We start from the raw sequence: 15,650 nt of genomic DNA on the forward strand, positions 1-15,650 counted from the left end.
CTTTTCTTTTCTTTATGTCTAGCTACAGCGACCAGACGCTCGGGTCATAAGCTATCTGGGAGGGATTGAATTGCATCCCTCCTGTGCACGACAAAGAACGTCGTGCAGCCGGTCTAGCTTATGCCTGTCGCGTCTAAACAGGTCGCTTTCGCTTTTCTTTATTAGCGTCTTGAAAGTACGCTTTTTTCGTTTTGTAGGAAAGTGCTTCTTGTATTAGCAACACGTGCAATACGCTCTTCCGCCATGCGGTCAGCTGCAACATACGTTGGGATATTATCACGTTTTGAGATTGCGAAAATTTTCCCGATTACGTCATAGATTCCTTCTACGCGTTTAAGTGCACGTTCACGGTTATAACCATCAAGCTCATCTGCAACGTTGATAACGCCGCCCGAGTTGATAACGTAGTCAGGTGCGTAAACAATACCCATTTCATGGATTAAATCGCCGTGACGCGTTTCTTTCAATTGATTGTTAGCAGATCCTGCAATAACTTTTGCTTTCAATTGTGGAATCGTCTCATCGTTTATGATTGCACCTAGTGCACATGGTGCGAAGATATCTGCTTCTTGAGAGTAAATTTCATTGATGCCGACTGCTGTTGCACCGAATGCATCAACTGCACGCTGAACTGCTTCTTCGTTGATATCCGTGATGATTAGTTTTGCACCTTCTTCGTGCAAATACTCACAAAGTGCATAAGCAACGTTTCCGACACCTTGTACCGCTACTGTTTTGCCCGCTAGCGAGTCGTCTCCAAATGCTTCTTTTGCTGCTGCCTTCATACCGTAATAAATACCATAAGCAGTAACAGGCGAAGGATTACCAGATGAACCCGCTCCAGCAGAAGTACCTGTAACATAATCTGTTTCAAGATTAATTAAGTCCATATCCGCTTCAGTTGTTCCTACATCTTCTGCAGTGATATAACGACCGTTCAATCCTTCAATATAACGACCGAAAGCACGGAACATTTCATCGTTTTTGTCTGTTTTTGGATTCCCTATAATAACTGTTTTTCCGCCACCAAGATTCAATCCAGCAGCCGCGTTTTTGTAAGTCATACCGCGCGCAAGGCGAAGTGCGTCTTCAATTGCTTCTTCTTCACTTGCATACGTCCACATACGTGTTCCACCAAGCGCCGGGCCGAGTGTCGTATCATGAATAGCGATGATCGCTTTTAGTCCTGAAGCTTTATCCTGACAAATAACAAGTTGTTCATAATCCTGATGTTCCATATATTTGAAAATTTCCATTGTAAATTCCTCCTAAGGGTATCGTTCATTTTTATTTTTAAGAAACTAAAAATCTCGTACTGTGGATAATTTATTCAATAGAGTGTTCACGTCTAGACTCCAGCGCCTAGAGACTCGGGTCATAAGTTGGTCAAGCTGTGCGGCAAAGAACGCCGCTTCGCCAGCCCGTCTTATGTCTGTCGCCTCTGAACAGGCGCTTACGCTTTTGTTTTTTACTTTATCGAAAGAATTGCTAGTGCTAGTGAGTAAAGTTTACTTTCGGCACTGTCCGCCCTTGATGTAAGGACGATTGGTGCTTTGGCGCCTTGGATAATCGCACCGACTTTCGCGTTGGCGAAGTACATAAGTGATTTGTAGAGAATATTGCCTGCTTCGATATTCGGAACGACAAGAATATCGGCTTTACCAGCTGTTTCCCCTGTAATTCCTTTTTGCGCAGCAGCCTTCTCTGATACTGCATTATCAAGGGCAAGTGGACCGTCAACAATGCAACCAGTGATTTGACCACGTCGATTCATTACTACTAGCGACGCGGCATCTGTCGTTGGTGTCATTGCCGGATTCACCGTTTCGACAGCAGCCAAGGGAGCGACGATTGGTTCAAGCACACCACACGCATGCGCAGTAGCAACTGCATTACGAATGATTTGTGCTTTTGCTTCTAAGTCAGGTGCGATGTTCATTGCCGCGTCCGTCACGAAAAGTAAACGGTCATAACCGGCAACTTCGAACGCTGCAACATGCGACAGTATTTTCCCTGTGCGTAAACCATAGTCGCCATTCAACACCGCCTTAAGGATGGTAGATGTTGCTAAGTTCCCTTTCATCAGGACATGTGCTTGTCCACTTGAAACCGCTTTCACTGAGAGTGCAGCTGCGTAGCTATCGTCTTCAGCATGATGGATACTAATTTTTTCATTATCTAGTAACCAAGGGAAATTTGTTTGAATCATCTCGCTGATACGACTTTCATCAGCGAAAAGCATGAATGAAGCAATGCCTTTTTCACTAGCAATACTAACCGCTTCAAGCACTTCTCGATCTGCTGCAGATGCGACAGCAACAACCGGACCGTTCTTCGATGCGGCCAGACTGATGAGTGAGTCAAGTGTAACCATTGTCTCTCCTCCTTTGACTACATGACGATTAAATGAGGCTGAATTTCTCAAGTTTATAATAAAGTGAGCGCAGTGAAATACCAAGCCTATTGGCAGTTAATGATTTGTTACCAGTATTTTCACGGAGAGCCGTTTCAAGTATGGTTTTTTCGTATTCATCCATAATCGAAGTAAGTGTGCTTTTTTCAGGAAGAATCTGTTCCTCTTCCTTGTTTTCCCTAGATGATAGGGATTTAACCACATCTATCAATTCGATAACGGCATCTCCCGACTCCATGTAAATCATGGCGCGGCTAAGTACATTTTCAAGTTCACGTACATTTCCTGGCCAGTCATATTGCTTAAGACGCTCTTGCGCTTCATCGGTAATTTTCTCAATATTCATCCCGAATTCCTGATTTAACCTTACTAGTAAGTGCCCAATAATGGATGGAATATCTTTTTTCCGAGATCGTAGCGGCGCAATTTGGATTGAGAGTCGGTTTAACACATAATAAAGTTCTTCAATAAACGCTCCTTCGTGCATTGCCTTTTCTAAGTTTTTTGTAGACGCTGCAATGACACGAACGGACAAATGAACGGGATAGGTCCCCCCATTTTTGAAGATTGTTCCGCTTTTTAAATAGTTAAGCAGCCTCGCCTGAACCACAAGCGGCAAGTCAGCCACTTCGTCAAGGAATAACGTTCCCTGTGCAGACTCTTGAAAAAGGCCTTGAGTGCTACCATTCCCACTTTGAGAAACCTCAGATTCTTGTCCAAATAGCTCCGCTTCCAATTTAGATGAATGCATTGCCGAACAATTCACACGGATAAACTTATTAAACCGTCGTTCGGAGCCACTGTGAATGGCATGCGCAAACAATTCTTTCCCAGTTCCCGCTTCTCCTCGAAGAAGGACTGGAATGTCAGATTTGGCAGCTAACTTGGCCTGCTCGATTGAAATTTCAATATCAGACGAACCGCCGAAGATATCATCGAATGTATAGGTTGATTCAAGTTTCCTAATAATTGTCCGTGCCTGGTCAAGTTCTTTCATCAAGTTGCGCATTTCAGTGATGTCATGAATGACACCAACACTACCCTTCACTTGGTGATCGACAATGATTGGTGCAACATTGACAATTACTTCCCTGTTATTTTCACCTATACGCATATTGACGCCACGAACCGGCTTTCTCGACTTAAGTACTCTCATATGAATACTTTCACCTTCGTTGATGTCCGCATTCGCGGGCTTACCTATTATTTCGTCTTCAGTAAGGCCCGTAATCCGTGTATAGGCTGGATTGACAAGGATACCATTCCCCTTATCATCAACGACTGAGATGGCATCGTCACTCGAATGTATGATTGCTTCCAGCATTGTCTTCACTTTTTTCAAATCTGTGATTTCCTCCGCTAGCGCAACTACTTCCGTAATATCTTTAAACACCGCGAATGCACCGACTTTTTTCCCGGCGGAATCAAAGAGTGGATAACGAGAAGTAACTATTTTCAAGCCATTTCCAAGAATCTGTTCCTCATTCAATTCCGCCACGCCTGAATCGAATACCCTTGGAAGCTCTGTCGTCGGAATTACATCCGTAATCATCCGACCAAAAGCCTCTTCAATTGGGAAACCAATCATCTTAGAGGCACTTTTATTGAAGAAATCAACAGTTCCTTCTTCGTCAATTCCAACCATGCCCTCTTCAATTGAATCAAAGATCATTCGCTGCTTATGCATTTCTATATGAATGCGCTTAATGTATGTATCGTTCTCCTCAAGCAGCCTTACAAGGAGATTTGCGACGGAACCAGGTATAAGTACGGTATGGGCAGGCCTCGCTTTTAATAGCTCAGCGAATACAGACTTGTCACCGGTCACATCGAAAATAATATGCAAATCGTCGGTCAGGTAACTTGTCCAATCCATCCCATATGCGATGCCCTGTTTTTTTGCACGTATTATTCCCGGTGCATGTTCATCAGTATCAATGATTGCGTTTACATTCATGAATTCTAAATTTTGGAGAAGGTCCAGTATTATCGATCCGCCTGTCCCCGCCCCGACAATGAGAACGTTTTGCAAGGATGTTCATTCTCCTTTTTTGAACCATGCAATCTTTTGCAATTACAATTTCATCATACATGAAAGCGCTGTTCTTGACAATCAAATTAGAGTAGGTAAAATTAGATTCGGTAAGGAGTTGTCGTATATGGCACGTCTAGCAGCATTTATGGTCTTGCTAATCCCCGGACTTTTTGCGGCCGGCGGTATAAAATTAATGCGAGATTCGATATTTGGCGTATTATTTAACCCATTTCCGTTCATTTGGCTTCAATTCGTTGTAGGCTTATTATTGTTCGCGGGAGGTCTATGGTTTTTTGCGGGCTTTTTATTACGTCGCGATCGACGAAAAGGACGCGTGCAAGAACGGTTTAAACAAAAGTAACAGTGTATATCGTAACTGAGAGCAATCGTCTACAATCTATTTGAGCGAATTGCAAAAGGACCAAGACTGAACAGTCTTGGTCCTTTTGCTTATTTATTGAATCGATTTGGATAATCCGTTATCCAGCCATCTATATAAGGAGGCGGATTAAGAGTGATTGGTTCTGTTCCAGTCATTCCATAAACCCGAATCTTTTTCCCGGTTTGAAGGAGATTGGTCAAAAAGGGCTCTTTCAACAACCGTTTGTGAAAATGGAATCCATCTGCACATGAATACTGTTTAAGATTAGTCCAATCTACGCTTTTCTTTCCAATAAGAAAGGCTGTTTCCATTCGTTCGCTTTCCTCTTTGACCACTTCAAGTAAGCGATAATCAAATGAGGAAATATGAACATTGCCCATAACAGAAACAATATCAACAATCATTTTGATCAATTCAGGGCGATCCGAAACCGTTTCTTTCAATTCAACATTAAGTGCTAAATCATGCATTTCGCAAAATGACACCGCTTCTATCAATGTCGGAATGCTATGACCACAGAATAAACGTCTATATCTTCTTCCCACTCGAATTCTCATGAGCTCTGTACTTGTCATGGATGAAATCATTTTCCGAATGCCAGCAAGCCTAGATAATCCTGGATCGTGGATGACAAACGGCACTCCATCTTCTGTCAATTGGACATCTAGCTCGATGCCGCCAGCACCTTGATCGACAGCCTTCTCAAATGCTTTCATTGTATTTTCAAAGCAGATGCCAGAAGCGCCTCGATGTGCAAAAACTGTAGGATTAGACATTTAAGACGCCATCTACGATTTCAAAAATGCCTTTTGCACCTACATGAAGCGTAGACGATTTCAATCCAATTTGAATGATTGTACCTGGATAAGCTTCTCTTGTCACTTCAATTTGAGCGGGAACTGCTTGCTTAATTTTACGCAACCCAAGTTGAATTTCTTTATCTAGTTCAACTATGGCATCTCTATTCGATTCAATCGTTTCCAACATTTTTTCAAAGGCTTCTGCCTGTGGCCCCTTCAGAAGACTTCCACTATTCCTAAATGGGAGAGCGTGTTGCTCAAGCTTTTCGATGATTCCTTGGCGTTCTTTCAAACTTTTAGCCATTTCTTGAATTTCCATATACATTACTTCCTTGTCAATCCCTTTTGCACTAAGGATTGTCTTCCGTTCATGACTGTTACCCGCAAATGCACATTCAATTTTATAAAGTGCCTCAATTTTCCCACCAATAATTTTACCTTTGTTTTTATCAATAAATACAGATTCTGCGATAATTTCTGCGCCGAGTAAATATAAACCGACATGTACTTCTTTTCCATACAGTTTACAATTGTTCGCGTGTTTAACAAAAATATTACCTCGCGCTTCGACAATCGTCAATCCACCGCCGAAAATCCCACCTTTTATGTAGATGTCTCCCTCAGATGACTGTATCTCCTTCGCATTTATGATACCTTCATTACCTTCTACAGAAATATCTCCAGTCGCATTTACTGAAAATCCTGCAATGACTGTTCCTAATACAACAACTGATCCGTCAAATTTAATCGAGCCAGTTTCAGGTCCTACATCACCGCTGACAATTAACTGCTTCCCTACACTAATGATACCGTCAATGCTTTCCAAAGCCCCACCGTGTGACGCCCTCAGAACTACTTTGTCCGCTTCTTGTTCATCAGTCACTGATTTCCTGTCAAAGTAAAGTTTCACATCATCCCCTCGCCGTGCAGGAAGATCGTTACCTAAAACATCCTTACCATCAATGCCCTCTTGTGCCGATGTTTTCTCGCCAAGCCAATCACCTTGCTTGATAGGCGTAACGAAATTCATTTCAAAATAATCAGCAGAACCGTCTTCACGGATCATCGGCCTTCTTTCAGGTATTTCTATATATGATACGACTGCATCTTTACCTTTTTGTGGCTTTCTCCCTACAGCTGCGATAATCGATTCACCCGGTTTAAACGGCTCATCTTGCAAAGTTGTTCTGCCGTAAATCACTCCGGCATCATCAAGCACTTTTTCAGCCTGACTTAGGATTGATTGTTTATTTTCTTCAAATTCCTTGGTTGACACGTTTATGTAAAGTTGAGCACTCATTTTATCAGCAGCAATAGCTATTTCTATAGTGGGAATCCAATTACCTATTATATGTTCTGCCTCTAGTTCAGTAAGCGCTTTCCTTAAAACTGGGAATGAACTGATTTTTAATCGTGGATGTTCGCGCGTAATTGAATCGAATGATTTAAGTGGAAAACCATTCTTCTTAGTGCGCAAGATCACTTTTTCCTCTTGTACTAAAAGATCGAAAAACTCATTTTGAACTAACACTGCCGCTTCATCCTTTCCCTCTTATCCATTATATAACATCCTCAACCTATTTGTCAGATTAATTAATCTCTAGTTTAAAAAAGCCTACCACACGAAAATAGATTCGGAGAGTAGGCGTAGCTATTACCATAACTAGGTGTTTTTCAATCAGCTAGCCATATGCTCAAGTTGGATTTGATAGGCTTTTCATGCTCTCACTGACAACAATATATTAATTTATGAATGCAGGTGCATCGTCATTTTCAACCTTAGTTTATCACTCGATTAAGCAAATAGGAACCCACCTATGGGATAATTTCTCATGAGTTGTTGTATCTTCTCCTATGGCTCTTCTCTGTTTATAATTTAGCACCAAAGTAAATAGGTTGTTTTTTCACTATTTTTTCAGTCCATATAAAAACAGAGATTCAATTCTTATTTTTAAACATTTAGTTAGCCCAAATGTACTTATATTATGAGTTTCATTTTTTCTATCACTTTCGTTAAAGTAGAAATTGAGGTCAATGTGTCAATTTCTACTTTTTCTAAGGAATGGTTTGCCCCTAGAATTAGCTCAATGTAAAAAGTGGTTTTCTTTTTTTATTTGTTCAACTTGCTCTAAGTTATAATGAGGGTCTTTGTCACAAATAACTAGCAAGCCTTGGTGATTACTTCTTAATATATCTTTATATAACATTTTTGTAATCTACGACATCACTATATCCGATTATTCTATTAAGCTGCCTTATAATTGAACTGTTATATCCTCAATATTTATATGTCCCTATACAAAGGACCTGTTACTTTGTCCAAGTTCCAGTACGTCAGAATACGTTGTTTTTTGCCAATCTCTTACACTTGGAACACAAACCTCTTTGCGACTGCTTCCACTAATTCGCGAAAAATCATCTCGGTTACGAAGTTTTCGCCTTTTACTGGATCGTTTACCTTTTCCTCCTTTTAAGAATCCTGGAGCCAGATGACTCGATGTCACGGCAGTTCAGGATACCTATCAACCACAAGTATCTAAAATCGATTAGAGTCGTCAGAACAGCGTCGTAATGCCTGTAAACGTAAAAATCGACCTGTCCGCATTTACGCCGATAGGTCAATTTTCGATTCCGCAGAAATATGTGCTACACTACGGGCACGTACGGTTCGGTAATTTGTTGCAAAGATTACGTAAATTTCATAGGAATGATGACCGGTTTAATAATAATAAAAGTGCCAATTCACTGTTTCAAATAACATAAAACGCTTTCATAGCAACGATTAGCTCGCCATATGCTCAAGACGAATTTTATCTGCGATCATCGCGATGAACTCAGAATTCGTGGGTTTGCTTTTCAAATGGTGCACAGTGTAGCCAAACATTTTGGAAATGACATCGTAATTTCCACGGTTCCATGCGACTTCGATTGCGTGGCGAATTGCACGCTCTACACGGGATGCTGTCGTATTGTATTTTTTTGCGATCTCCGGATAAAGTACTTTCGTCACTGAACCAAGCAAATCGACGTCCGTATAAACCATTTGAATCGCTTCACGAATGAACGCATAGCCTTTAATATGAGCGGGTACACCAATCTCTTTAATAATTGCTGTAATTGTAGTATCTAGCACTTTTTGGCTTACTGTTCCTGGCGCATACTCTCCGCTAGCTTGGGCTATCGGAACTATCGGTTTTCTTGTTCCTGCTACTTGGAATATCTGGTTTGCAAGTCGGTCGAATTCAAACGGTTTAAGCATGAAATAGGAAGCTCCCAGACTCGCCGCTTGTGTCATAACATCTTCCTGCCCAAATGCCGTCAACATAATTATATGAACATCGGCAGTTTGTGCATTTCCACTCAACGTTTCCAAAACCGCAATTCCATCAAGATGTGGCATGATGATATCAAGTAATAAGACATCTGGCTTTTTTTCTTCCAACATCGACAGACATACTTTTCCGTTATGCGCCGTCCAAATGACTTCGATTTCAGGATGTCTTTCAAAATATGTCATCATAGTCCTCACTAGTTCCTTGTTATCGTCAGCAATCGCGACTTTCAGTTTATCCATTCCCATTTCCCCCTTGTACGTTTATGACGACTTCTTTCCCTAAACATTAGCAACATTCTCTTAACTACACAAGGGAAATTTCGACGAATAGTGGAGTAACCCTCTTTTATTTAGCAAAAATGAAACTTCTGACATATGGTTTCCCTAAACTTCGACTAATTCTATTCTTTTCTCAACGTTTGTCGAATCGTTCTCGCTAAGCTTAACACGACAGGACAAAAGGGCCAACTCATTATACGAGTTGGCCCTTTTATTAATTTTCCCCGCTACGCATTTTCTCCAAAAATAGGGCTGCACCTTTTTTAGGATCATCGACAAACATATGCGTTACCGCGCCTGCAAATTGCCCGTTTTGGATAACGGGACTTCCACTCATCCCTTGTAAAATTCCTCCGGTTGCTTTGAGCAATTCGGGATCTGTTAAAACGAAATGGAACTGGTCTTGTTCTACTTCTATAATTCGAATTGAGAAGGATTCAACTTTTGTCCCTTTAATCGTTGTGTAAATTTCAGCAGCGCCTTCTTTTACTTCTGCTGGCTGCATAATCGTTAAAGGTTCGGTTAACACTTCCTTATAGTCGCTGTTCCACGACCCGAAGATGCCATAAAGACCGTTTATTCGAATCGTCCCTAAAAAATCATCATCATCGACAATCGTTGAAATTTTATAACCTGGAATTCCGGGCACGCTTTTTTTAATTTGATCGATTTCTGAAAGATAAATCGCTCCTGTTTTAAACGAAGGTGGTGATTTCAGTGCACTGTCGATGATCTGATGACCGAGCGCTCCGTATGTCCCTTTGTCCGGATCGACATACGTCAAGGTACCTGTCCCTTCTGTTCGATCTTTCAGGAATGGAAGGAGACGTTTCATCGCTTCGCCATCTGCTAGGATTTGACTGCTTTCCTCGTTTCTGATGACGTGCAATACGATTTCTTTTTTGTCTCGCATTGAGGATGATACTTTTTCGTACTCATGAAGGGTACTGACTGCTACATCGTCTAATTGTCCGATTAGATCACCTGCCTTCAACCAGTTATCTTTACTGATCATGACATCATTTGTGATGTAGACTCCCGACAAATCCATTTTAATACCAATCGATTGTCCCATCGGTATCAGCGTTCCATCTTTAGCAAATGCTGCATTTGTAGTGAATGGCATGACAAGTAAAAGCACAGAAAACGAAACGGCCAACTTAAACTGTCTACTCCATCCCATATTTCACCTCCCTTAATAAGATACTGTTGGTATGTCCGTTCAGGGGAATGTTATGAAAGGGTAAATAAAGCAAAAGTGGAACGTACATTAATTTCATTGCATTTTGTAACCGATGAGTAAAAAAATAAAAAAACGTGCATAATGTAGTATGCACGTTAAGTGATTATCTAAACGATTTCTTACGTTCTGCGGCCAACTTCAACAACTCTTCTGCATGCTTTAATGTTAATGGCGTAGTTTCAGCTCCAGACAACATCCTGGACAATTCTTCAGTCCTGTCTGATTCGATGACATCATGAATTTCCGTCATCGTCCTATCACTTATTACATTTTTTTTAATGAGGTAATGGTGATCCGCCATTGCGGCGACTTGCGGTAAATGAGAAATACAAAGCACCTGAGAATCTGTTGCAATTATTGCTATTTTTTCCGCAATTGCTTGTGCAACTCTTCCGCTTACACCCGTATCCACTTCGTCAAAAATAAGTGAAGTAACTCCTTGATGTTTAGAGAATATTGTCTTTATCGCTAACATTATACGGGAAATTTCACCGCCCGACGCTACTTTTACAAGTGGTTTCAACGGTTCCCCAACGTTTGTCGAGATCAAGAAGTTCACATCGTCATATCCATTTGAATCGAAAGTACCTGCTGCTTTTCGAGTAATTTCCACTTTAAAAGAAGCTTTTCCCATATGAAGTTGCTCCAGTTGTTCCATAATTGCATTTTCTAATTGAATAGACGAATTTTGGCGGATAATTGATAACTCTTCTGCTTCGATTTCAAGATCTTGGAGAAGTTGCGCAAGTTTTTCCTGCTCGGCAAAAAGACGTTCATCCCTACTTACTAAGTTTTCAAGTTCCTCTGTGATTTTATCACGATACAAAAGAATGTCTTCAATCGTTTTGCCATACTTCCTTTTCAAGGAGATGTGGAGTGCTAGGCGCTCTTCAACTACTTCGAGTCTTGCAGGATCAAATTCCATATCATCAAGTATACTTTTGAGCTCGTGTGCAGTATCTTGTAAGGCATAGAAACTTGTTGCAATCGTTTCAGCATGCAGTTTCAAGCTTTTATCGACCGACGCTGCATCCTCCATATCACTCATCGCAGAACCGACCCAGTCAAGCGCATGTGTATCTCCACTGATTGACACATATGCGGTATTCAATCGCTCAAATAAGCGATTGAAGTTTTGAAGCTTTTGTTTTTCTGCTTCGAGTTGGTCCTCTTCACCAATAACGAGTCCAGCTGCATTAATCTCTTTTAGCTGGAATGAATACAAATCGATACGTTGTGCAACTTGTTGCTCATTATCGTCTGCCTTCTCAAGCTTCCGTTTCAGTTTTCGATAGCTTTCATACAGCTCGAAATAGTTTTCATAGGCATGCTCTAGTTTTTCACCCGCAAAATGATCGAGTAAATGAATATGACTTCTTTCATGCATTAATTCCTGATTTTCGTGTTGACCATGTATGTCAATCAACTGTGAACCAATTTCTCTCAAAATTGCGATCGTCACAAGCTTTCCATTGACACGGCAAACCGTTTTCCCATTTGAATTCAAATCGCGCCGCAATATAACGACGCCATCCTGTGCATCAATACCAAATTCAGCTAATTGTGCAATAATAGGATGCGATTCTTCTTCAATAGTGAAAAGCCCTTCCAGTTCGGCTTTTGTTGCTCCATGACGGATAAATTCCTGTGATCCTCTTCCACCCGCAAGTAGTTGGACAGCATCGATAATAATAGATTTTCCCGCGCCTGTTTCTCCAGTTAATACGGTTAGGCCTTCATCAAATGTTATTTCAAGGTTTTCAATGATTGCAAAGTTTTTTATGGAGATTTCACGTAACAATTGCTTTCACCTCTTTCAGAGCATCGCCAACAGTTTTTCTTTCACTACTCCTGTCAGTGATTCATCACGACAAATAATCAAACTCGTATCATCGCCACAAATCGTTCCAAGAATTTCATCCCATCCGAGATGATCCATTAAAGAACCGACAGCTTGTGCATTGCCAGGAAGCGTTTTCAAAACAATAAAATGACCTGCTGCATCAATACTGACAAATGCATCAGTTAGCATTCGGTGAAGTTTTTGTTCTGTATTGTACTTATGTACGGGTGGCAAACTGTATTTATAGCTACCATCAGACAAAGGGACCTTAATAAGATGCATTTCTTTTATATCACGTGAAACGGTCGCTTGTGTCACGTCCACTCCCGCTGCTTTTAGGCTATCTACGAGCTGATCTTGTGTTTCTATTTCAAAATTCGAGATAATATCACGAATACGAATTTGCCTATGCCCTTTATTCATACTAATCACTCCCATACCATAATAATATCTTACTTCATACTGTACCACCCATTATTTCATCCAACAAGAATAGCACGCAAATTAATGCGTGCTATTGCAGTTCCTTGTACGCTTCTTCGACAAGATTGTCGAATGAAACATCGTCAAATGATGTCAAAGCATGATCTTCCGAAGTCAGGTGGAATAGAAACTCAATATTCCCTTCCCCGCCAGTGACAGGAGAATATGAAATTCCGCGAAGACTGAAACCTTCTTGTATAGATGCATCAGCGATTTTTCTTAAAACTTCAAGATGAATGGATTTTTCCCGGACAACACCTTTTTTCCCTACTTTTCCTTTTCCAGCCTCAAATTGAGGCTTTACAAGGACCATGACGTCGCCACCGTCTGCAAGAATGCGTTTTAAAGCAGGTAGGATAAGCGTCAATGAGATGAAGGATACGTCTATTGTTGCAAATTGAGGTATGCCCTCGGTGAAAAGTTCTGGTGTAGCGTGTCTAAAGTTTGTTCTTTCCATTACAGTTACGCGCGAATCCTGACGTATTTTCCATGCCAGCTGATTGTACCCAACATCAAGCGCGTAGCAATGTGACGCGCCATTTTGAAGGGCACAATCTGTGAAACCGCCCGTTGACGACCCGATATCCAACACAATTTTGCCGTTAACGTCAGCATCAAACTGCTCAAGCGCTTTTTCGAGCTTCAGGCCACCCCGACTGACATACTTCAGTTTCGAACCTTTGACTACAAGAGGTGCATCCGCAAAAATTTTTTCGCCTGGTTTATCGAGCCTTGTTTCAGCGGTAAAGATGATGCCCGCCATAATGGAGCGCTTTGCTTGTTCCCTTGTTTCAAAGAGACCACGCGCGACCAGAAGGACATCTACCCGCTCTTTCGGTATACGATTTGTCATACTTGTTCCCTTTCCACTGCTTGCATTTTAATAAATGATTCCATATTCTCAACTAGATGACCTGCAGTCATACCGATTTCTGCAAGTAGTTCGTCAACATTCCCATGTTCAATGAACTGATCTGGAATGCCCATCCGTCTAATTGGGGCAACGTTCTGAAGTGTGTCATGTGCATATTCAAGTACAGCACTGCCGAAACCGCCAGCGAGAACCGCCTCTTCAACTGTTATAATCGGCATTCCTGTTGCAAAAATTGTATCTAACATTGCCGTATCAAGTGGCTTGATGAATCTTGCATTTATGACTTTTACATGAATCCCTTTAGCAAATAATATGTTGGCGGCTTCCAATGCCATCGGAATTGTTGTTCCAAATGTCAAGATGACGCCATCATGGCCTTCACGTAGTACTTCCCATGAGCCAATCGGGATTGGACGTAATGTTTCATCCATAGTTACACCGAGTCCATTTCCTCTTGGATAACGCATTACTATAGGTCCTTCATCATAATCTATAGCCGTTTTCACCATATGCTGACCTTCGTTTTCATCTTTCGGCATCATAATAACCAGATTCGGCATATGCCTTAAGAATGCAATATCGAAGACGCCCTGATGCGTTTCACCGTCTGCGCCAACCAGCCCAGCACGGTCAATACCGATAAAGACGTTTAGGTTTTGTCTAGAGATATCATGAAGCATCTGATCGTAAGCTCGTTGCATAAATGTCGAATAAATTGCTAAGAACGGTTTCATCCCTTGCGTCGCAAGACCTGCTGCCATCGTCGTTGCATGCTGTTCAGCAATACCGACATCAAAGAATCGATCCGGGAATTCCGCTGCAAATGATTCTAATTTCGAACCGACAGGCATTGCCGGCGTTATTGCGACGATACGTCTATCAACTCGAGCAAGTTTTTGAACCGTACCTGCAACAAGTCCACTCCATGAAGGTGCCACTGAAGAAGATTTGACGAAATCACCTGTCTCGATTTTATAAGGTCCTGTGCCATGCCATGTACCGATTTTATCGTCTTCGGCCGGGCTATATCCCTTGCCTTTTTTCGTAATAACATGAAGCAAGACAGGTCCATCCATTTTCTTGGCGTATTGAATATTGCGTTCAAGATCATTGAAATCATGCCCGTCGATTGGTCCAAGATATGTGAAGCCAAGTTCTTCGAAAAAGACACCCGAAACGAGAAGATATTTCAAACTATCTTTCACACGCTCCGCAGCAGCAGCAAGTTTACCGCCAACCGCCGGAATTTTTTTCAATATATATTCAAGTTCATCTTTTGCACTATTATATTTACCGGCAGTTCTTAACTTTCCAAGGACTGCATGAAGCGCACCGACATTTGGAGCAATTGACATCTCATTGTCATTCAAAATGACAATCATGTTGGTTTTTGCATGACCGATATGATTAAGTGCTTCAAGTGCCATACCACCTGTTAGCGCACCGTCTCCGATGACCGGTATTACATAGTTCGAATCTCCCTTGACATCTCGTGCAGCCGCCATTCCCATAGCCGCCGAAAGAGAGGTAGAACTGTGACCTGTTTCCCAGACGTCATGATCGCTTTCAATCATTTTGGGGAATCCGCATAAGCCTTTGAATTGCCTAAGCGTATCGAAATCACCAGCACGACCTGTTAAAATTTTATGGACATATGCCTGGTGGCCGACATCCCAAATGATTTTATCATCAGGACTATCAAAATGACGATGCAAAGCAATTGTCAATTCAACTACTCCAAGATTAGGCCCTATATGACCACCAGTAACTGATAACTTTCCAATAAGAAATTTCCGAATTTCTTCTGCTAATTCCACCATCTGATCCCTATTGAGTTTTTTAATAAAAGATGGATTAGTAATTTCTGTGAGTTCCATCATTATCACACACCTTCACATATTAATTGCCACGGATAATTCTGAACTGCATACATTATATCAATAAGGACGATCAGCACAACAATT

At 41.4% G+C, this 15,650-nt stretch carries 12 protein-coding genes; 1 reads left to right on the forward strand and 11 read right to left on the reverse strand.

Going from position 1 to position 15,650, the window contains the following annotated elements; translation table 11 throughout:
* Positions 1 to 161: 161 nt before the first annotated feature.
* The 3 genes from ACP8HG_RS07280 to ACP8HG_RS07290 all read right to left on the reverse strand — a co-directional run bounded on the left by ACP8HG_RS07280 (position 162) and on the right by ACP8HG_RS07290 (position 4,445).
* Positions 162 to 1,256: a Leu/Phe/Val dehydrogenase gene (locus tag ACP8HG_RS07280; RefSeq protein WP_067209859.1), complete on the reverse strand. Its 1,095-nt coding sequence runs from the start codon at positions 1,254 to 1,256 to the stop codon at positions 162 to 164.
* A 212-nt stretch (positions 1,257 to 1,468) separates the two neighbouring features.
* Positions 1,469 to 2,374, reverse strand: a complete 906-nt coding sequence (yqiS, locus tag ACP8HG_RS07285) for a phosphate butyryltransferase (protein ID WP_338656478.1) — start codon at positions 2,372 to 2,374, stop codon at positions 1,469 to 1,471.
* Positions 2,375 to 2,402: 28 nt separating this feature from the next.
* On the reverse strand, positions 2,403 to 4,445 hold the full coding sequence (locus tag ACP8HG_RS07290; protein ID WP_338656477.1) for a sigma 54-interacting transcriptional regulator: 2,043 nt from the start codon (positions 4,443 to 4,445) through the stop codon (positions 2,403 to 2,405).
* 127 nt (positions 4,446 to 4,572) lie between these two features.
* Between ACP8HG_RS07290 and ACP8HG_RS07295 the strand changes: the two genes are divergently transcribed.
* Positions 4,573 to 4,809: a DUF2627 domain-containing protein gene (locus ACP8HG_RS07295; protein WP_067209866.1), complete on the forward strand. Its 237-nt coding sequence runs from the start codon at positions 4,573 to 4,575 to the stop codon at positions 4,807 to 4,809.
* A gap of 89 nt (positions 4,810 to 4,898) precedes the next feature.
* Here the strand turns inward: ACP8HG_RS07295 and ACP8HG_RS07300 are convergent, their stop codons facing one another.
* The 8 genes from ACP8HG_RS07300 to dxs form a co-directional block, all read right to left on the reverse strand.
* Positions 4,899 to 5,606: a glycerophosphodiester phosphodiesterase gene (locus ACP8HG_RS07300; RefSeq protein ID WP_187044993.1), complete on the reverse strand. Its 708-nt coding sequence runs from the start codon at positions 5,604 to 5,606 to the stop codon at positions 4,899 to 4,901.
* Complete coding sequence (locus tag ACP8HG_RS07305) at positions 5,599 to 7,161, reverse strand: DUF342 domain-containing protein (RefSeq protein ID WP_438298429.1); 1,563 nt, start codon at positions 7,159 to 7,161, stop codon at positions 5,599 to 5,601. The genes ACP8HG_RS07300 and ACP8HG_RS07305 overlap by 8 nt, the downstream gene beginning before the upstream one ends.
* Positions 7,162 to 8,412: 1,251 nt before the next feature.
* On the reverse strand, positions 8,413 to 9,204 hold the full coding sequence (gene spo0A / locus ACP8HG_RS07310; protein WP_067209873.1) for a sporulation transcription factor Spo0A: 792 nt from the start codon (positions 9,202 to 9,204) through the stop codon (positions 8,413 to 8,415).
* A gap of 253 nt (positions 9,205 to 9,457) precedes the next feature.
* Positions 9,458 to 10,426, reverse strand: a complete 969-nt coding sequence (locus ACP8HG_RS07315; RefSeq protein WP_067209875.1) for a SpoIVB peptidase S55 domain-containing protein — start codon at positions 10,424 to 10,426, stop codon at positions 9,458 to 9,460.
* Between the two features lie 163 nt (positions 10,427 to 10,589).
* Positions 10,590 to 12,287: a DNA repair protein RecN gene (gene recN, locus ACP8HG_RS07320; protein WP_067209878.1), complete on the reverse strand. Its 1,698-nt coding sequence runs from the start codon at positions 12,285 to 12,287 to the stop codon at positions 10,590 to 10,592.
* A gap of 15 nt (positions 12,288 to 12,302) precedes the next feature.
* Entirely contained in the window at positions 12,303 to 12,752 is a 450-nt protein-coding gene (ahrC, locus tag ACP8HG_RS07325) for a transcriptional regulator AhrC/ArgR (RefSeq protein ID WP_067209880.1), read from the reverse strand.
* A 91-nt stretch (positions 12,753 to 12,843) separates the two neighbouring features.
* Complete coding sequence (locus tag ACP8HG_RS07330; protein ID WP_438298430.1) at positions 12,844 to 13,665, reverse strand: TlyA family RNA methyltransferase; 822 nt, start codon at positions 13,663 to 13,665, stop codon at positions 12,844 to 12,846.
* A complete protein-coding gene (dxs, locus tag ACP8HG_RS07335) occupies positions 13,662 to 15,563 on the reverse strand; it encodes a 1-deoxy-D-xylulose-5-phosphate synthase (RefSeq protein ID WP_067213960.1) in 1,902 nt (633 codons plus the stop codon). Before dxs ends, ACP8HG_RS07330 begins: the two co-directional genes overlap by 4 nt.
* Positions 15,564 to 15,650: the final 87 nt, after the last annotated feature.

Origin of the sequence: Sporosarcina sp. FA15, from assembly GCF_051550195.1 — a bacterium.
GTDB lineage: Bacteria > Bacillota > Bacilli > Bacillales_A > Planococcaceae > Sporosarcina > Sporosarcina psychrophila.